Genomic DNA, 17,257 nt, shown 5'->3' with positions numbered 1-17,257 from the left:
AGTCCATGGTGCTGCCGACTTGATGTGGCTGGCAGACGTAAATCCAAGGTGGCAGTCCCTGGTGGGCGCTCGGGTCGACTACTGCTCTGCCCATGCTTGGCGGACAAGCCGCTCGAAGAAGTCAGTTCGGGCCACCTCAGCATCCACTTGTGCCCTGCGAGAGGCCTCCGCGCGAAATGCTTCTCTGGCGGTAGCCACCGAGGAACGAGTCTTGAAACCAGGGGGATCGAACCCGCCTTCTCTCGCGGCTTCGACGTATCGCCGAAGTTGCGAAGCTTTGAGAGCGCGCCAACGAGTACTCCATTCTTCTTGGTCGTCCGCCAAGAGAATTGGTTCGCTGGGTAACACACGGCCAGCGACCAGGGCCAGAAGAAGAGTTTGGTTCGCTTCGGAAGCTGGCCGGAGTTGCTCGGCCGTCTTCGCTCGATGGCATGCATTGCAAAGAAGCTGGAGATTGTCCGCCTCGTTCGAGTTACCAGATATGTGGTCGACATCGGTGCCATCCTGTCCACACGTCTGGCACTTGCCACCGGCTCGATTCACGACCTGCTCGCGTGTACGCGAGTTCACCTGCCGCCCCAGGGCGCGATAGCCGCCGATCAGTAGGAAGGCGTTCCGAGTGCCGATGGCTTCCTTTACGGCCGGATCGTTGATCCGGTCGTCTCGGAACACGCCTCGCAGGTAGCGGACCTGTCCTGCGATCTCGCTGCACCAGTTGCTGCAGAAGAGTGCGTCTTCCAGCTCGGGTAGCTCGACGAGGCAGTTTGCGCAGTGGTCGTTGACGAAGTATCGCGCGTGCGGAACGTCAACGACGAACGGGTGCGGTCCCATGTGGCGAAGGTAGCGGAACGAGAACCGACTCACAACGAGCGCCCGTCGATTTAGCAGTAACGAGACCTTCGCCCACGGTCACCGGGCGAGTTGCAATCACCAATCTGACGGATAACGATCACCTGTAGCCACACTATCGCTTCCGTCCGCTAAACGCTTCACCTGCTCATCGACATCGGCGTGAAGGTCTAGATGTCAGACCGGCAACCGGCCGCTCCTGGTATTTCCTAATGGAAACCGTCGAGCAACCACGTCAGGAGGACATGGTCGAGCGGCTGCGCAAGCGCGGCGTCGACGGCACCCGTGTGCCCATAATCGACCCGCACCGGCCACGATCGCCCGCGCGTTGAGTCCGTGGCGCGTCGGCGCTGCCGGGTAACCTCAGATCTCGGGCACTCGGGACGGGAGAACAGTGAGCGACGCTGCCGAACAGCAATACGACCACGTTGACGGCGGTTGTGCCGACTCAGGCACCGCGGATGTGAATCCGGGTACTGCGTTGGTCGAGATCGCACCGGGTCAGGCACTCGTTTTCGGGGAGGTGCCCGACGGAGTGGATCTCGTCCCGTTCAGGCTGATCTCCTCCGCCGACCAACGCTCTATCGCGAATGCGTTCGCAGCGTCCAGCACGATCCTGAACGTGGGCGCACAGGCGGCGAACGCATTGGCGCAAGCCCAGGGACTCGTGCGGCTCGCCCCCGAAACCTTGAGGGCTCTTCAAGCCGGTGCCGAGCCGATCAAGAGCGGCGGCTATTACCTGGGAACCCTGCGCGTGGGCCACCAGTTCTCCAACTCGGTCCGATGGCTGCCGGCCACGGCGCCGACGGTGGCCAGCGTCCTGGCAAGCGTCGGACCCGCTGTCGCCATGATCGCAATCCAAATGCAGCTCAATGAGGTGTCTTCGCTCGTCCGCCAGAACATGGCGCTCACGGAGTCCGTGCTCAAGTCGGTCCGCAACGAGCAATGGGCGGAGCTCACCGGTCTCGAGCATGCTGTGACGAAGGCGCTGACAGAGGCGACCAACGTCGGTGAAGTCTCCCCGTTGATCTGGGAGAACGTCGCCGGCTACGAGGCGGCGCTCAGGAAGCAACGCGACCTCTTCCGACGCAATACGCAGACCCGTGCGGCCGAGCTGTCGAAGCTGAGCGAGCACCAGGAACGTCGCCAGTACATCGAGAAGAACGGTGAGGCGCTCCTGCTCGATCTTCACTGTCTGGTCGTGGCTCACAAGTCATGGTTCGAGTATCAGGCAATTCGTGCCGGTCGTGCGCGTCTGGATGCTGCGAACAATCCGGCCGACGCCAGACTGCTAGAAGCGATCGTCGACAGCGCGAAGGCCGAGCACGACAAGGTCGTTGACGAGATGACGACGATTCTAGGCTCGGTTCACCGTGAGTTGGCCATCCTGGCAGAGCTCCCAGGAAAGCGGACCATCCCGTTCACAGGTGCACGCCGAAGCGCCGGCGAGGTCGCGAAGATGGCACAACAGCTTCTCGGTGCGGTGGAGAAACTGTCTGATTCGATCCACCTGGAACCGGCTCCTGTCGCGCGACCGGATGTCGTGCTCGTGGACAATGACGAAGAGCTGGACCAAGACCTCAGGATCGTACGTTGGCATCTTTCCGGTGAGGAGCGGCTAATCGCTATCTGTACCGCACATGGATCGACTGACGGCGCGCTCGAGCAATTCGGCAACAAAGTCGGGCGCCGGATGGATTCTGTCGCTGCCGCTGTCGAGGCGACCTTCCGCCGCCAGGACATCCTGGAAGCGGCCAATACGGGATACGAGCAAGGGGATCTCATCGTTGCGGTGACGGATGCGCGAGTACTACTCGCGAACCGTAACGAGTTCCACACCAGAGGCGTGCTTCGGCGGTCGATTCCGAACACGGACATCCGCTACGTGCGTTACCACGACGAGCTTTCAGATGGCCGCAGAGGAGTGGACCTCATCACAACCAGCGAGAACTTCACGTGGCGCTTCGCCAAACGATCGGGCTCAGATGAGGCCATCAGGGCTTTGGCCTCGGTTCTGGCTGAGCGGATGAACATCCCCGAGGCCGAGCGCACCGCCCTCTCGTTGGCTGAGCTGACTAGTGCATCTGGTGTCAAGCAACGGGTGAAATAACCTAGGCCTTATCGCTTGGTCTGCGGGCTGGCTTCAGAGTTTGAGATAACCAACCCCGTGCAAATGGCGCCTAATGGCGCAACCGAAGCTTTCAATCGAGTTGGCCGATCTTCAGAGGCCGAAGCCGAGATGCCGGAATATGCCAATCTCGGCCCAAATGCGCCTCTTACTGGGTGTGTCGAGCTGGCCGGTGTTGCGGCAAAGCTGCCGGCTCAGACGCGGGGAATGCAATTCCCGTCAATGCGACCTTCCGCGATGCAGCCCGGGTCTCTGGCGGTTACTTGTACGATCGTGAAGCGTTGTTATTTCGGCTTGAGGCAGACAAGGGGATCGCGTGTCGACGGTAGGCGGCGTTGATCGGTCTGAGCAGCGACGGCTTGCTCGGGAGCAGAACGAAAAGCTAGATTTTGCGACCGGCATAGAGGCTGAGCGGCGCTTTCTCAAGTATCGCGATAATGATCCGTTTCCTGATGTCCCACCAGCCCTGCTGAACAGCGCCGACATCGCGGATTATGTGTCTGCAACCGGCATGATCGAACCATTCCATCCGGACGGTCTGAAGACGGCCAGCTACGAGGTCGCGTTGCTGGGCCGATGGTTCTACATGGATGAGGACGGCAAGCGACAGGAGGGAGTCCTCGAGAAGGACGAGGTTTTTGAGCTTCCGCCTAACAGCATCGCTTTCATGTCAGTCGAGCCCTACTTCCGGCTTCCGGACTACATCGCATTGCGGCATAACCTCAAGATTGATCACATCTACAAAGGTCTTCTAGTAGGGACCGGGCCGCTCATCGATCCTGGGTTCACAGGAAGAATCGGTCTTCCCCTTCACAACCTGACGGAGAACACTTACCAGCTGAAAGGCGGCCAGGGGATCATCTGGGTTGAATTCACCAAGCTGAGCCCCAGTACGGCGTGGGCCCAAGCTTCCCCCCCGCAGACTCGTCGGGGGGCGTACACGAGCTTCCCTGTTGAGAAGACTGCCGGAAAGAAGGTCGACGAATACGTAAGGGACGCTGTGGGGCTAAACAACGTGCCCCAAAGCAGTTCGGCAGTTATCTCGACTCGATCGAAGAAGGCTCATCGCGTCGCGAAGAATACGCGCACGGAAGTCAGGAGAACTCAGATCTGGGGTTCTGTGGCCATCGCGGCGATTTTCATTGGTCTGGCATCCATACTCGTGGGTGTAATCATCAATGAGGCGAGCCTCGCGCGTGAAGTCCAGCAACTGCAGGACGATGTGGCCCACAGAGCAACTACCGCACCAGTGGCCCCGATCACAACTCAGCCGCCCATAGCTCCTACCCCTGCGCAACCGCAGAGCGTTACACCGACACCGTGACGAGCTAACTACTGCGCGGCATAACCTTTGCAGATACCTCGTCATCAACGCGGTCACGCCCGACAAGCGACCTGTCGTCGAATCCAACGAAATCAACACGACGGCCAATAGATTCCTCAACGCGCTCGAGGAAGTTGGCCACCCTAGACGTGGATTCTTGAGAGTCAAATGAGGTTACATAGTCGACATGATTCAGCACTAGGTGCGTCGGCTGATTGGCATAGATTGCTCGCTTCACGATTTCGGGGTCAAATTCGCCTACCCGACGCACCCTATGGGTTACGGTTGTGCGCTCGATCAATTCTGGTCGGCCGATACGCTCGCCCAGCACCTGCCAAGAAGTCTCGCCGGACAACGAGCCGCTCCGGCCTGCCACTCTGATTGGATACGCTCTCGCCACCAATACGATCTCGTCGACCACCAACGGACTAAGCCCCGTTTCTGAGAGGAAACCGGCCGCGGTTGTGTCTCGGCTCGTTGCGAAATCGCCTTCCATACCGTGTAAGACCGAAAGTCCATATCCTTGGGTGCCTTCGATCACAACTCTCTGAGACGACGAGATGTCGTGAAGAAGGGGAAGGGTGTCGCCGAGGAATTCTTGAAGTTCTGGGACGTCCGAGGCTCTAGTCAACGAGCCATCTCGACGGACGCGGCGAGCTACGGCCGCACCAGTTCCAGAGGCGGTGCTGCCGATCCGATTGGTCAGACCCGAAGATATTTCTTCTGCTATGTCCGCATCAGTTACTACGGCTGCGCGAGGGTCAATTACAACCTTGGAAGAATCTACCGCAGATCGTGTGAGCTCCTCGAGAAGGATGCGCACGTTTATGTAGGCTCCAGGCGGCAGGATCGCGAGCGTTTCCGGAAGGAGAATCGAGGTGGGCAGTTGTTTGAAAATGACCGGCTCATCGTTCCAGATCACAGTGTGTCCACTGTTCGGCCCGCCGATCCGTACCGCCGCTGCAGCTCGATGCCGCCGCGCCCACTCAAGCGCGACCTTGCCCTTGCCCTCGCTGCCGTACTGGGCTCCGACAATGATCGAGACTGGCATCAGGCAGCGCTCCTCTTGCTAAGTCGGCTTGCGAACATCTTCAGATCGTACAGGGAACCACTGTTGTCGAATACGAGCGTCGCGCGCTCTCGAAGAAACCCCAGGTGAGCCTCGGAAGTGTCTATCTCAGCCTTTTCAAACTCTGCACTGCTGCCCTCTCTGGTGCCCCAGCGTTTAGCCCTTAGTGTTCGCGGGGCATCGACGAAGACGCTCGTGAGGTGGGAGCCTGAGCGTTCAATTGCGAACGCCAGGTCCTCTGGATAACGCACTCCGTCAACTACAGCCCTGTCAGCATTGGCGATCCGCGCGTACACCCGTTCGTTCAGACTGCGCTGTCCTCCGGACCGATGCAGAGCTGCCCCAGCACTCGCCAGTGTCGCACGTGCGGAAGACCGCATGTCCTCGGCGAGCACCTCGCTATAGCGAATTCGGGCTAGTCCGCATTCTTCTAGGAGGTAAGCGAGGGTCGATTTTCCTGCCGCGACCGGACCGGACAGCGTGATGATATGAGGCGTGGGCCAACGAGTGGTCGCTGGCACAATGAGGAAGCCCTCGGCATCATTCCCTAGCGGCTCGTAGTGATCTGCCCAGAACGCTTGGCCAACGATCGCGCTGCTCACTGCATCAATCTCGTCGTGGATCACCGGACGATCCAAAAAACTCGGCGCAAGTCCATAGTCGAGCAGGCTGAGTTTGAGTGCGGGCAAACTCATACCCTTGCGAGGCATACCCAGGATGTCCTGCATCGCACCCGGAAAGCTCTCGATGACCGGGATGCCCCGGGCACGGAGTTCGCCCGCAAGCCGAATGCCCCGGGCCGTTAGGCCCTGCATGCTCCGAATAAGGGCGGGGTAGGTGTTGACTCCTCGACCTCGCAACTCGCGCTCGGCATGACGCGTGATGCCGTACTCCTCTCGCGTCGGATCGTCGTCATCGACCCGAAGCCGGCCGGTGGGGAGCGACAGCGGGGCATCTATGGAGACAAGTGTCGGCTTTGCGGCGATTGTCTTATCGAGGATCTCTTCGTCGGTGCTCAGGGCCGAAGTTTCGACCTCTGCACCCGCCAGGAGAGCCCACCCTGTGTGACGGGCCGGACCGCCCGAAAGATCGATGCCGACGACACGAAGGTTTGGATCGATCTGAAGGGAGCCCAACTGCAGCCTCGGCCGAAAGTCCCCCGCGAAAGGCAATAGGACATCGTGGTCGGGCCGCTCGGTCATCCAGCGGTCGAACGGAACAGCATGCCAACTAGCGGACAGGGCAGGATCGAGGCGCTCCACCATGTGCCGTAGGAGAATTTTCAGGCCCTCGACGTCGGCATGGTTGTATTCAATGAGCTCAAGCAGAGCAGCAGCATCTCCGCGCTGATATCTGAACCAAAGCGCAGGAGCCAGCTCCCCAGCTATGCCGCGCACCTTGCGCGATCGAGCAAGCCCCAACTGTTGCTCGATCTTCTTTTGACCCCCAACGAGACCGACTCGCTGTCCTAGATGACGGAGGTCGACATGAACGGAAGGCAGCCTTAGGTCCGGTAACGCATTCTTGAGAAAGGGGACGTCGAAATGGGAGCCGTTGTACGTGACAAGGATCGGATCTGTTTCGAGTTCCTTTACCAGCTCCGACATCCCGGGCAATCCGACGTTGGTCGTCATGATTCCATAGGCATCCTCGCGTGCCCAGCCGATGAGCGTGAGCTGATGATAGATTCGGCTTAGCCCGGTTGTTTCAATGTCCAGGAATAGGACCCGTTCCGGAAACGCGGTGGCCAGGCGCCAATACTCTCTTCGAGGTAGCCGGGTAGCGAAATATTCTACGTTTCTCGCTTGCAACTCGAAATAGGCTTGATCGATAGCGGCGAGGGTAGCCGGTCGGTGGATCGGCGGGATCCGAGTGAAGACTCTTCTCACGTCCAGCCACGACTTCGCCCCGGCCGCTTGAAGTTCCTTCTCTCTTCGCGGGCTAATGCCCGGTAAGAACGTAAGCATCCGCGTCAGGGCGGCCTCCCGAGGCGGGATTGTCGGTGAAGACGATGAAAGGCCAACCGCCCCGTCGCGGGCAGGATCCCAATCGCCTAGGTCTAGAGCGTCAGGATTCCTCCCCATATAAAGCATGGTAGTCATTTTGCCGGCGCGCTCCTGGATATTGCAGAGCCTGTCTGCCGGGGACCCTCTCCGCGGGCCGCCACAGACGCGAGCCGCTACGTGCGTGACATTTCATGTCATATCTGGATACATCACAATAGCCGCGTCCGACTGTCACCGATGTCTTGATACATCACACGACTGCCAAGTCGAAAGACGGTCAAATTTGCCCACAATTTGCCCACAATCGGGTGAGATCCTATGAGATCGTAGTCATCTCTAGGAGGTCAAAAGGCGCATAATTCCGCGGATTTTGGGCCCTCCCCAACGGTCATTAAAGGGTTGTCGCAGTTTTCGAGTCCCTCCAGGGGCATGCTGGGCGCGGCAAGCGTGCTGAAGGATAGAGGCGTGAATCGTTGCGAGCAACCATGGGATTCCTCCGCTCCCGAGGAGCCACTCCTCGGTGGTGACGTCACCGTGGGCGTGGTCCGTTCGGGCGACACCGTGCGCCGGCCGCGCAGCGCCTCCTCCGAGCGGGTGCGGGCGTTGCTCACGCATCTCGAGCGGGTGGGCTTCGCCGGTGCGCCGCGCTTCCTCGGCGTCGATGATCGTGACCGAGACGTCATCACGTTCATGGAGGGTGAGGTCGCCGGCCGCCCCGCACCGGAGTGGGTGGCTTCGGACGACCGGGCGATGAGCGTCGCCAGGCTCCTCCGCTCGTACCATGACGCGGTGGCGTCGTTCGGCGTCCCGGCGGTCTTCGACGATGCTGCTCCGACCCCGCCGGAGGGTGCGCCGGAGCCCGTGCCTATGCCTCTGGAACTCATCGGCCACCGGGATGTGACGCTGGAGAACGTCGTCTTCCGGGACGGTGTCGCATCCGCGTTGATCGACTTCGACCTCGCGAGACCGTCCTCCCGGGTCGAGGACGTCTGTAACATGCTGCAGTGGTGGGCGCCGTGGCAGCCGGTGGGGGATCGCGCCGAAGTCCTGAAGGGCGTGGACGCGTTCGCCCGTGCGGCGAAGATGCTTGATGCGTACGGGCTGGACGCGGGCTTGCGGCCGAGGCTCGTGCCGGTGGCGCGAAACGCGGCCGAGCGCACATGGCACACGATGAAGCTGCGAGCGGAGCGTGACGGCGGCGGTTGGCGCCGCATGTGGGAGGAAGGCGTCGGCGACGCGATCCGGCGGCGGCAGTCGTGGCTGCAGGAGAACGAAGAGGCTCTGGTCAGGGCGGTCATGTGACGCAGGGAGCGAATGCGTCCCGTGCGGTCACATTGCTGGTTCGAGACGCATCTGCTCACCGTCTAGCCGACCAACGCGCCGAAGAGCCATAATCGCACCGAGAGCGACGAATTCACTGCGGAGGACCTTGTCGATGGTCGCGGCGTTCGTCTTTCAATACCTGCCCTGCTGCTCCGCTGCGGCTCCCTCCTCTTGACCCACGCTCGCGCCTCGCGCGCACACCCCTGGAAAGCAACACCCGTCACGAGAGGGCCATCATCATGGCTGTCACCGACCGACCCCCCGACACCGCAGTCCGCCCCTTCACCGTCGAGATCCCTCAGGAGGACATCGACGACCTCAAGCGCCGCATCCGGAACACGCGCTTCCCCGAGAAGGAGACCGTCGACGACACGTCCCAGGGAGTCCGGCTGGAGGTGATGCAGGCGCTCGCGGCGTACTGGCTCGAGCAGCACGACTGGCGGAAGGTCGAGGCTCGTCTGAATGCGCTCCCGCAGTTCGTCACCCGGATCGACGGCGTGGATATCCACTTCATCCATGTGCGGTCGAAGCACGAGGGCGCCCTTCCGATGATCGTCACGCACGGGTGGCCGGGCTCGATCATCGAGCAGCTCAAGATCGTCGGGCCGCTGACCGATCCGACCGCGTACGGGGCCGACGCCTCGGATGCGTTCGACCTCGTCATCCCGTCGCTCCCGGGGCACGGTTTCTCTGGGAAGCCCGACAAGGCCGGATGGGACCCGATCAGGATTGCGCGCGCGTGGGCTGAGCTCATGCCCCGTCTCGGGTATGACCGCTACGTCGCGCAGGGCGGTGACTGGGGGAATGCCGTCACCGAACAGCTCGCGCTGCTCCGACCTCCGGGGCTGATCGGCATCCACACGAACATGCCCGCGACCGTTCCGGACAGCATCCAGGCGGCGCTGGACGCTCACGAGGAGCCGCCGGCCGACCTGACGACCGAGGAACGGGGCGCGTGGGACCAGCTCGCATTCTTCTACGCGCACGGTCTCGGTTACGCCCAAGAGATGGCCGGCCGACCCCAGACCCTCTACGCTCTCGCGGACTCGCCGGTGGGACTGGCCGCCTGGATGCTCGACCACGACGCCGCGAGCTACGACCTGATCGCGCGGGTCTTCCTGGGTGGGTCGGAGGGGCTCAGCCGGGACGACGTCCTGGATAACGTCGACCTCTACTGGTTCACCAACACGGCCGTCTCCTCTGCGCGGCTCTACTGGGAGAGCAAGCTGGCGTTCTTCGCTCCGAAGGGTGTGCAGCTTCCGACCGGGGTCAGCGTCTTCCCGGACGAGATCTACGCCGCACCGCGGAGCTGGGCTGAGCAGGCGTACCCGAATCTGATCCACTTCAACCGCCTCGACCGTGGCACGCACTTCGCCGCGTGGGAGCAGCCCGCGCTGTTCTCGGAGGAGGTCCGCGCGACGTTCAGGTCGCTGCGGTGACCACGCCGCTCCAGGCGACCGCTCAGGTGGAGGCCGGCGACCTGAGCGTCGGCCTCGCCGAGCGGGGTCCGTCCGACGGCCCGGCGGTGCTGCTGCTGCACGGGTGGCCGTACTCGATCGACAGCTTCAGCGCCTCCGCGAGCATCCTCGCCGACCGCGGCTTCCGCGTGCTGGTCCCGCACCTGCGGGGGTACGGGACGACACGGTTCTTGTCGGCGGACACCCCACGGAACGGTCAGCCGGCCGCGCTCGCCGCCGATGCCATCGCGCTGCTCGACGCGCTGGAGGTCGCCGACGCGGTCGTCGCCGGCTTCGACTGGGGAGCGCGGACAGCCAACGTGCTCGCCGCGCTGTGGCCGCAGCGCTGTCGTGCCCACGTCGCGGTCAGCGGATATCTGCTCAGCAGCCAGGCCGCCAACGCGCAGCCGCTGCCTCCCGCGGCCGAGCTGGCCTGGTGGTACCAGTTCTACTTCGCGACCCGCCGAGGGGAGCGGGGATACGACGCGAACCGTACGGACTTCGCCCGCCTGATCTGGCGGACCGCATCGCCGGAGTGGGAGTTCGGCGAGGAGGAGTTCCAACGCAGCGCCGCCGCACTGCAGAATCCCGACCACGTGCAGATCGTGATCCACAACTACCGCTGGCGGCTAGGTCTCGCAGAAGGCGAGGCCCGGTTCGACGAGACGGAACGGCGCCTGGCCGAGCGGCCGCCGATCGGCGTGCCGACGATCACGCTCGAGGGCGACAGCAACGGCGCCGCCCATCCCGACCCCGCCGCGTATCGGGATCGGTTCACCGGCCCGTACGAGCACCGCACCCTGACCGGCGGTATCGGCCACGACCTCCCGCAGGAGGCGCCGGAGGAGTTCGCGCAGGCCGTCATCGACGCCGAGCGGATGGCCCGGGACGCAGGGAACGACGCGCACGCGACGGAGGCGCCCCATGTCTCTTGACGCGCGGAACGGACGCTTCCGGTCCGTCGCCCATCGCCTCGTCGACACGATCGATGCGCTTCCCGACGAGGGCCGGCTCGCGCCGTTCACCCGCGCCACGGGCTGGCTGAACTCCGAACCGCTCACACCCCAGGCGCTGCGCGGCCGGGTGGTGCTCGTGAGCTTCTGGACGTACACGTGCGTCAATTGGCTTCGGACGCTGCCGTACCTCCGTGCATGGCACGCGAAGTACGCGGCCGCGGGGCTGACCATCGTCGGGGTGCACACGCCGGAGTTCGGGTTCGAGCACGACCATGCCAACGTCGCGGCGCGCGTTCAGGCGCTCGGGGTGGAGTACCCCGTGGCGTTGGACGACGACTTCGGGGTGTGGGGCGACTTCGCCAACAACTACTGGCCGGCCGTCTACCTCGCGGACACATCCGGCCGCGTCCGCTACCACCACTTCGGTGAGGGCGACTACGAGATGACCGAGATGGCCATCCAGCAACTGCTGATGGCCGCCGGTGCGCCCGAGCTGGATCTTGGTCTGGTGCAGCCCGAGGCGCGGGGGCTGGAGGTGGCTGCGGACTGGGCCTCCCTGCGCTCGCCGGAGACCTACCTGGGTTACCGACAGAGCAGTGGCTTCGAATCCGAGAGCGCCGACCGCTATGACCGCGTCTTCGAGTACGTCCTCCACAGCGATCTGCCGAGGAACCGCTGGGACCTGCACGGTGAGTGGGTGCAGACCCCGGACGCCGCAGTGTGCAGGCAGCCAGGCGGCCGTGTCGCATACGCATTCCACGCCCGCGACGTGAATCTGGTGATGGGCGGCCCCGTCGAAGGCGGCCCCATCGGATTTCGCGTGCTCATCGACGGGCAGCCGCCCGGGGAGGCCTGCGGCACGGACGTCGACAGTCGAGGGCGCGGCGTGGTCGACCGGCAGGACACGTACCAGTTGATTCGAACGCGGGATGCGATCGGCGATCGGCTGTTCGAAATCGAGTTCGACCAGGCGGGGGTCGGGGGGTACTGCTTCACCTTCGGGTAACAGAGCAACAATGTGAGGACTGGACATGACCATCATCGATGAGGCGCTGAGCGCCATCGCAGCGAACGCCGCCGACTACGATTCGCGCAACGGTGCGCCGCCGGCGCCGAAGATCGCGATCGTCACCTGCGCGGACCCCCGGCTGAGCGGCATCGTGAGGATGCTCGGCCTGGCCGATGCCGACGTCGACCTGATCAGAAACGTGGGCACGGTGATCGACGACGACTCCGTCCGGTCGCTCATCGTCTCCACCCGGCTCCTCGGCACCAAGGAGATCATGATCATCAATCACAACGACTGCGGGATGTCGAAGTTCTCCGACCAGGAACTGGAGGCCCGGCTGCGCACCGAGACGGGAGCGACGCCGATCGCACCGGCCCGGTTCTACAGTTTCACCGACGTGGAGCAGAACACGAAGGAACAGGTCGCCAAGGTGAAGACCCATCCGTGGATCTCATCCGACATCCCCGTCAGAGGATTCGTCTTCGACGTCAACACCGGTCGGCTCAGCGAAGTCGTCCCGGACTGACGCCGTCGCGGCTGAGGAGGTACCACAATGCCGAGTCCCGCGATGGACGACCTGCTCGAGTTGCTCCACGATCGCCAGCGGGCTGCAGCCGGCCAACCGGCCGAGACGGTGGCGGAGACGCGTGCGGGGTTCGCCCCCGCCGGCCTTGTGCATCCGATACCGGACGACGTGCGGGTGACCGCGGTCGCGGCAGGCGGAGTGGAGGCGCATTGGCTGGATGCTCCGGGAGTCGACGCGGGCCGCGTCCTCGTTTTCCTGCACGGCGGGGGCTTCCAACTCGGGTCGCTCGCCAGCGACGGAGAGCTCGCCGCCCGATTGGGCCGGCCCGGCCGGATGCGGGTGCTGTTCCCGGAGTACCGGCTGGCGCCGGAGCATCCCTTCCCCGCGGCGATCGACGACGTCCTCGCGGTCTGGCGGTGGCTCCGAGACGAACAGGGAGTGGACGCCGACTCGATCGCAGTCGTCGGCGACTCCGCGGGCGGCGGCCTCACCGTCGCCCTGCTCGTCGCCACCCGTGATGCCGGGGGAGAGCTGCCTGCTGCCGTCGTTTTGATGTCCCCGACCGTCGACCTGACGAGCTCCGGGTCGTCGATGACGGACCGTGTCGATCAGGATCCGATCTCGACTCCCGATCTGCTCCGCCAGCTGGCGTCCGACTACCTCGCCGGGGCCGACCCGACGACGCCGCTCGCCTCGCCGCTGTTCGCGTCGCTGGCCGGCTTGCCCCCGATGCTCGTGCAGGTCGGGACGGCCGATCTGCTGTTCAGCGACGCCGAGCGACTGACGAAGGCCGCGGCCGCCGCCGGTGTCGACGTTCGACTGGAGGTCGGCGAGGGGCTGCCGCACGTGTATCAGCTCATGCTCGGCACCCCGGAGGCAGCCGACGCGACAGAGCGGATCGGAGAATTCTTGCGCGAGAGGGTGCGGTGATTCCGCCCGTCACGGTGTCGGTCGGAATCGCAGTGCTGTCACCCCTGACCGGAACTCCTGCCGATCCACGAGCTCGAGCCGGATGCTCTCGCGCAGGCCGGCGAGCAGCGTCGGCCCGTGGCCGGCGAGGACCGGCTGCACGACGAAGACGTATTCGTCGATCAGGCCCAGATTCGCCAGCGCGAGGGGGAGCGTCACGCCGCCGACGAACAGACCCTCGCCTGGCTCCTGCTTGAGTCGTTCGACCGCGTCCCTCAGGTCGCCTCGCAGCAGTTCGGCGTTCCAATCGACCGCGGTCAGCGTGCTCGACACCACGTGCTTCCTCGCCCCGTCGATGGCCTCGGCGAACGGGAGCTGCGTCTCATCCATCCACTCGGGCCACGTGCCGGTGGCCGGCCGTCGCCACGCGGACTCCATCATCTGGTAGGTCACCCGCCCGAAGATCAGGGCGTCGGCCCGCTCCATCTCGGCGGTCCAGTAGCGCATCGAGTCCTCGTCGGGCGGGAGGCCCGCCTCGTGGTGGACGCAGCCGTCGAGCGTGACGTTGATGGCGTAGCGGAGGGGTCGCATCTCGTTCCTTTCGAAAGCCGCGGGTGGGCTCAGTCCTGGGGAGGCCGGCGCAGGCGCTTGAGGTCGGTGCGGCGCTTCTTCGCCTCCAGCCGCCGTTGCTTGGCGCCGCGGCTCGGGCGGGTCGGGCGGCGTGGGGGCGCGGGCGGCTGGAGGGCGTCGGCCACGAGTTCGGCCAGCCGGAGGCGCGCGGCCTCCCTGTTGCGCAGTTGGGCGCGGTGCTCGGATGCCGCGATCGTCAGCACTCCGTCGACGATGCGGCCGCTCAGGCGGTCGAGCAGCCGCTCCCGCTGGGCCGTTGAGAGGACGGCGGAGGCCGCAACGTCCCAGACGAGCTCCACGCGGGAGTCAGCGGTGTTCACGCCCTGCCCGCCGGGACCGGACGACCGCGAGAACCGCCAGGACAGCTCGGACTCGGGGATGGTGAGTCCGGAGTCGACGCGGAGGCCGGGGCGGTGGACGGTGGGCATGGGTCCATCATCCTCTTAGTGGCGATTGCGCCGAACGGGTCAGCGCAGCGCGCGAAGGTACCGCCGTCGCGCCACGACCTGGGCGACGCGCAGCAGCGGATGCAGGATGCGCCACGGCTGCTGCGGAGCCGGACGGGTGAGCGAGCGGACGGTCAGCACGATGTCGCCGTCAGCCGCGTCGCGATGAACGACGAAGGCCTCCTCGCCGTCGACCGGGTGCCCGGGCAGCGTCCGATACGCGAAACCCACCCGGTCGTGGTCCTCGATGACGGCGACGACCTCGACCGGCTCGACGATGGTCACGCCGAGCACGCGCACGCGGATCCGCTCGCGCTGGCCTACGCGCACCGGAGCGTGGGAGTCGACCAGGAAACCGCTGCGCGTCTTCACCCGCCAGCGGAGGATGTCCTCGGCCGCGCGGTGCCAGTGCTCCTGGCCGCGGCCGATGACGGCGGAGATCTCGGAGCGGCGGAACGCCGGGTCGCTCGGCGCCCAGGTGGGCGCTTCGGGCATCGTCACGCTCACACTCTAGGGCGCGGGTTCTCAGTCGGCCTGCAACCCCGCGCAGACGATCTCCGCCAGCGCCGTGAGGTCCTCAGGCCGCGTCTCGACGGCCCCGTCGTCCAGCGGCGGCGTCGTCACGATCGCCCCCCACGCCAACGCCGCAGCACGCAGCCGCTTCCCCCCGACCGGGATGCGCAGACTCCCCGCCAGCACCTTCTCGATCGTCGCGTGCAGTGCGCGCCGGTGCGCGGCCAGCTTGGCCTTGACCTCCGGGTGCGAGTGCTGTTCGCGCCAGACGATCACGCGGAGCACGTCGGAGTCGGCCTGCACGCGGAAAAGCTTCTGGCTCAGGTTCAGCAGCGACCTGACCGGGTTGCCGGGTTCGATCAGGGGGTCCGGGTCGATCCGGCCGGGGCCGAGGCGTTCGGCGACCAGGGACGCGAGGATGTCCTTCTTGGAGGGGAAGTAGTAGAACAGGAGGCCCTTGGGGACCGCCGCTGCTTGGGCGATGGCGGAGGTCGCGGTCGCGTCGAAGCCGCGTTCGGCGAAGAGGGTCTCTGCCGCGTCGAGGATCCGGGTGCGCGCTTCCGTCGGCTGTTCCACAGGTGCCCTTCCACTGGTGCGCGAGGGGCCGGAGACCGACCCCTCGCGCACGGTCGATCTAGTGAGTCGCCTGCGGGTGATGCATCTTCATCGCCGGTTGCACGGCCAGGAGGCCGGCGGCCAGGGCGACGACTCCCGCGATCCAGGATGTCCAGGAGGCTGCGGCGTTGGAGGTGTAGTTGCCCACCCACGGCGAGACGATGAGCAGGACGCCGAGAGCGACGTGGATCCACTCCATCGAGACGAGGCCGGGCATCGCCAGGCTCCACGCTCCGGCCGCGACCAGCAGCACACCGAGGACGAGCATGATCGGCAAGGACGCGCCCGTGTGGGCGATCCAGATCGTCGACAATGCGACATAGAGACCGGCGGCGACGGCCACCCAGTCCTGCCAGCGAGTCCACTTCTTCATCGACACCAACATCCCTTCGTCAGTTGGCTCCCGATCTGGGGGTCATATCTGATTTTAGAATTGATTGACCGCCCGGTCAATGCACGATTCTGACGATGGTCGCGGCCGGTTCGGCAGGTCAGCCTTGGCCCTGATCCCAGAGCCGCCAGCCCGCCTTCGTGAGGCGGTAGCAGAATGACCATCCTTCGGTCCCGCCGTTGTCGGTGCCGTCGAGGCCGGTGTCGGTGGTGATCGAGTACCCCATGCACTCGCCGTCGTCTCCGGAGCGGCCCAGGAATTTGTACGCGAGCAGCTTCGGACCGTCGCACCACGCCGTCGTGTTCGCGGTCGTGAGGGCGCGGGTCATGCCGCAGTCGTTGTGCTGGGCGGCCTCCATGTAGGCCTGCGCCGTCGAGGACAGCGTGGCGTCGGGGCCGGGGACTGGATGGCGCGGGAGCGGTGCGTTCGATGGCGGGTTCATGAGCACGAACGCCGCGGCGAGCATTCCGCCCAGGCCGGCGAGGATCGCGAGGGCGATCAGGGGAGCCTTCCACGCCGGATGCGTCATGATGCGAACCTAGGGCCTTCGCTCCGAACGCGGAACGAGACCGCGCCGTGCCGGGCCGGCGGGATGCTGGATCAACTCAGGCCGTAGCCGTCGGCGCGACCCGCGGCCCGGAGCGCTGACGAGCGTGCTTCGAGCCCGGACCACAGGCCGGAGACCCCGAACTCGGCGATGCCCGCGGTCCGCAGGATCACGTCCTCGCCGGCGAGCAGCGAGGCGAGCTGCTCCATGCCGGGATTGTGGCCGACCAGGATCAGCGTGCGGACGTCGGCCGGCGCCTCCCGCACGATGGCGAGGAGCTGGTCGGCGGAGGCCGCGTACACGCGCTCGTCGAAGAGCACGGGAGGCGCGGGAGCGAGCTCGGCGGACACCAGCTCCCACGTCTCGCGAGCGCGGACGGCGGGCGACACGATGGCGAGGTCGATCACGCCGGCGCGACTCGCGAGCCAGCGACCCGCGAGGGGAGCCTGCGCGTGACCACGATCGGCCAGCGGACGGTCGACGTCGGGGAGCGCGCCGGACCAGTCGGATTTGGCGTGGCGCAGCAGGATGAGGGTGCGCTCGGAGGTTGTCACCCTGC

The 17,257-nt window shown here is 65.0% G+C and carries 18 protein-coding genes; 8 read left to right on the top strand and 10 right to left on the bottom strand.

The genetic code is table 11. The features are described 5' to 3' along the window. Positions 1–78 precede the first annotated feature (78 nt). Positions 79–831, bottom strand: a complete 753-nt coding sequence (locus ACFQ9V_RS09905) for an HNH endonuclease (RefSeq protein ID WP_382458999.1) — start codon at positions 829–831, stop codon at positions 79–81. A 412-nt stretch (positions 832–1,243) separates the two neighbouring features. On the opposite strand from ACFQ9V_RS09905, the gene ACFQ9V_RS09900 reads away from it, so the two are divergent. Both ACFQ9V_RS09900 and ACFQ9V_RS09895 read left to right on the top strand, forming a co-directional pair. Then, positions 1,244–2,959, top strand: coding sequence for a hypothetical protein (locus ACFQ9V_RS09900; RefSeq protein WP_382458998.1), 1,716 nt, complete (start codon positions 1,244–1,246; stop codon positions 2,957–2,959). Between the two features lie 334 nt (positions 2,960–3,293). Beyond that, a complete protein-coding gene (locus ACFQ9V_RS09895) occupies positions 3,294–4,301 on the top strand; it encodes a hypothetical protein (RefSeq protein ID WP_382458997.1) in 1,008 nt (335 codons plus the stop codon). 4 nt (positions 4,302–4,305) lie between these two features. Here the strand turns inward: ACFQ9V_RS09895 and ACFQ9V_RS09890 are convergent, their stop codons facing one another. Together ACFQ9V_RS09890 and ACFQ9V_RS09885 are read right to left on the bottom strand one after the other, a co-directional pair. Then, positions 4,306–5,352 (bottom strand): adenylosuccinate synthetase, encoded by a 1,047-nt coding sequence (locus ACFQ9V_RS09890; protein ID WP_382458996.1) that lies wholly within the window; start codon positions 5,350–5,352, stop codon positions 4,306–4,308. Further along, on the bottom strand, positions 5,352–7,259 hold the full coding sequence (locus ACFQ9V_RS09885) for a ribonuclease H-like domain-containing protein (RefSeq protein WP_382458995.1): 1,908 nt from the start codon (positions 7,257–7,259) through the stop codon (positions 5,352–5,354). The genes ACFQ9V_RS09890 and ACFQ9V_RS09885 overlap by 1 nt, the downstream gene beginning before the upstream one ends. Positions 7,260–7,841: 582 nt before the next feature. Between ACFQ9V_RS09885 and ACFQ9V_RS09880 the strand changes: the two genes are divergently transcribed. From ACFQ9V_RS09880 to ACFQ9V_RS09855, 6 genes are all read left to right on the top strand, one after another. Further along, positions 7,842–8,678 carry a phosphotransferase gene (locus ACFQ9V_RS09880; protein ID WP_382458994.1) on the top strand — a complete coding sequence of 279 codons (837 nt, stop codon included), beginning with the start codon at positions 7,842–7,844 and terminating at the stop codon, positions 8,676–8,678. A 260-nt stretch (positions 8,679–8,938) separates the two neighbouring features. Then, on the top strand, positions 8,939–10,138 hold the full coding sequence (locus tag ACFQ9V_RS09875) for an epoxide hydrolase family protein (protein WP_382458993.1): 1,200 nt from the start codon (positions 8,939–8,941) through the stop codon (positions 10,136–10,138). Then, positions 10,135–11,091, top strand: coding sequence for an alpha/beta fold hydrolase (locus ACFQ9V_RS09870; protein WP_382458992.1), 957 nt, complete (start codon positions 10,135–10,137; stop codon positions 11,089–11,091). Before ACFQ9V_RS09875 ends, ACFQ9V_RS09870 begins: the two co-directional genes overlap by 4 nt. Beyond that, complete coding sequence (locus ACFQ9V_RS09865) at positions 11,081–12,118, top strand: redoxin domain-containing protein (protein WP_382458991.1); 1,038 nt, start codon at positions 11,081–11,083, stop codon at positions 12,116–12,118. The genes ACFQ9V_RS09870 and ACFQ9V_RS09865 overlap by 11 nt, the downstream gene beginning before the upstream one ends. A gap of 25 nt (positions 12,119–12,143) precedes the next feature. Next, positions 12,144–12,647 carry a beta-class carbonic anhydrase gene (locus ACFQ9V_RS09860; RefSeq protein ID WP_382458990.1) on the top strand — a complete coding sequence of 168 codons (504 nt, stop codon included), beginning with the start codon at positions 12,144–12,146 and terminating at the stop codon, positions 12,645–12,647. A gap of 27 nt (positions 12,648–12,674) precedes the next feature. Then, entirely contained in the window at positions 12,675–13,577 is a 903-nt protein-coding gene (locus ACFQ9V_RS09855; RefSeq protein ID WP_382458989.1) for an alpha/beta hydrolase, read from the top strand. A gap of 9 nt (positions 13,578–13,586) precedes the next feature. Here the strand turns inward: ACFQ9V_RS09855 and ACFQ9V_RS09850 are convergent, their stop codons facing one another. From ACFQ9V_RS09850 to ACFQ9V_RS09820, 7 genes are all read right to left on the bottom strand, one after another. Then, positions 13,587–14,147: a dihydrofolate reductase family protein gene (locus tag ACFQ9V_RS09850; protein ID WP_382458988.1), complete on the bottom strand. Its 561-nt coding sequence runs from the start codon at positions 14,145–14,147 to the stop codon at positions 13,587–13,589. Between the two features lie 29 nt (positions 14,148–14,176). Continuing rightward, positions 14,177–14,614: an alternative ribosome rescue aminoacyl-tRNA hydrolase ArfB gene (gene arfB, locus ACFQ9V_RS09845; protein WP_382458987.1), complete on the bottom strand. Its 438-nt coding sequence runs from the start codon at positions 14,612–14,614 to the stop codon at positions 14,177–14,179. 39 nt (positions 14,615–14,653) lie between these two features. Further along, complete coding sequence (locus ACFQ9V_RS09840) at positions 14,654–15,127, bottom strand: DUF1990 family protein (protein ID WP_382459098.1); 474 nt, start codon at positions 15,125–15,127, stop codon at positions 14,654–14,656. Between the two features lie 30 nt (positions 15,128–15,157). Then, positions 15,158–15,721: a TetR/AcrR family transcriptional regulator gene (locus tag ACFQ9V_RS09835; protein WP_382458986.1), complete on the bottom strand. Its 564-nt coding sequence runs from the start codon at positions 15,719–15,721 to the stop codon at positions 15,158–15,160. A gap of 58 nt (positions 15,722–15,779) precedes the next feature. Continuing rightward, positions 15,780–16,133 (bottom strand): SPW repeat protein, encoded by a 354-nt coding sequence (locus ACFQ9V_RS09830; RefSeq protein ID WP_382458985.1) that lies wholly within the window; start codon positions 16,131–16,133, stop codon positions 15,780–15,782. 118 nt (positions 16,134–16,251) lie between these two features. Next, positions 16,252–16,680 (bottom strand): hypothetical protein, encoded by a 429-nt coding sequence (locus tag ACFQ9V_RS09825; protein WP_382458984.1) that lies wholly within the window; start codon positions 16,678–16,680, stop codon positions 16,252–16,254. Between the two features lie 71 nt (positions 16,681–16,751). Beyond that, on the bottom strand, positions 16,752–17,252 hold the full coding sequence (locus ACFQ9V_RS09820) for a SixA phosphatase family protein (protein ID WP_382458983.1): 501 nt from the start codon (positions 17,250–17,252) through the stop codon (positions 16,752–16,754). Positions 17,253–17,257 lie beyond the last annotated feature (5 nt).

Origin of the sequence: Leifsonia sp. NPDC056665, from assembly GCF_042791795.1 — a bacterium.
GTDB lineage: Bacteria > Actinomycetota > Actinomycetes > Actinomycetales > Microbacteriaceae > Leifsonia.
The sequence above is the reverse complement of the archived record's forward strand: the minus strand, read 5'-3'. Positions and strand labels throughout refer to the sequence as shown.

Excerpts from the sequence above, each read along its gene's own strand:
- ACFQ9V_RS09830 (WP_382458985.1), bottom strand. The coding sequence starts at position 16,133 with ATGAAGAAGTGGACTCGCTGGCAGGACTGGGTGGCCGTCGCCGCCGGT.
- ACFQ9V_RS09865 (WP_382458991.1), top strand. The coding sequence starts at position 11,081 with ATGTCTCTTGACGCGCGGAACGGACGCTTCCGGTCCGTCGCCCATCGC.
- ACFQ9V_RS09875 (WP_382458993.1), top strand. The coding sequence starts at position 8,939 with ATGGCTGTCACCGACCGACCCCCCGACACCGCAGTCCGCCCCTTCACC.
- ACFQ9V_RS09850 (WP_382458988.1), bottom strand. The coding sequence starts at position 14,147 with ATGCGACCCCTCCGCTACGCCATCAACGTCACGCTCGACGGCTGCGTC.
- ACFQ9V_RS09825 (WP_382458984.1), bottom strand. The coding sequence starts at position 16,680 with ATGACGCATCCGGCGTGGAAGGCTCCCCTGATCGCCCTCGCGATCCTC.
- ACFQ9V_RS09860 (WP_382458990.1), top strand. The coding sequence starts at position 12,144 with ATGACCATCATCGATGAGGCGCTGAGCGCCATCGCAGCGAACGCCGCC.
- arfB (WP_382458987.1), bottom strand. The coding sequence starts at position 14,614 with ATGCCCACCGTCCACCGCCCCGGCCTCCGCGTCGACTCCGGACTCACC.
- ACFQ9V_RS09905 (WP_382458999.1), bottom strand. The coding sequence starts at position 831 with ATGGGACCGCACCCGTTCGTCGTTGACGTTCCGCACGCGCGATACTTC.
- ACFQ9V_RS09890 (WP_382458996.1), bottom strand. The coding sequence starts at position 5,352 with ATGCCAGTCTCGATCATTGTCGGAGCCCAGTACGGCAGCGAGGGCAAG.
- ACFQ9V_RS09855 (WP_382458989.1), top strand. The coding sequence starts at position 12,675 with ATGCCGAGTCCCGCGATGGACGACCTGCTCGAGTTGCTCCACGATCGC.
- ACFQ9V_RS09840 (WP_382459098.1), bottom strand. The coding sequence starts at position 15,127 with ATGCCCGAAGCGCCCACCTGGGCGCCGAGCGACCCGGCGTTCCGCCGC.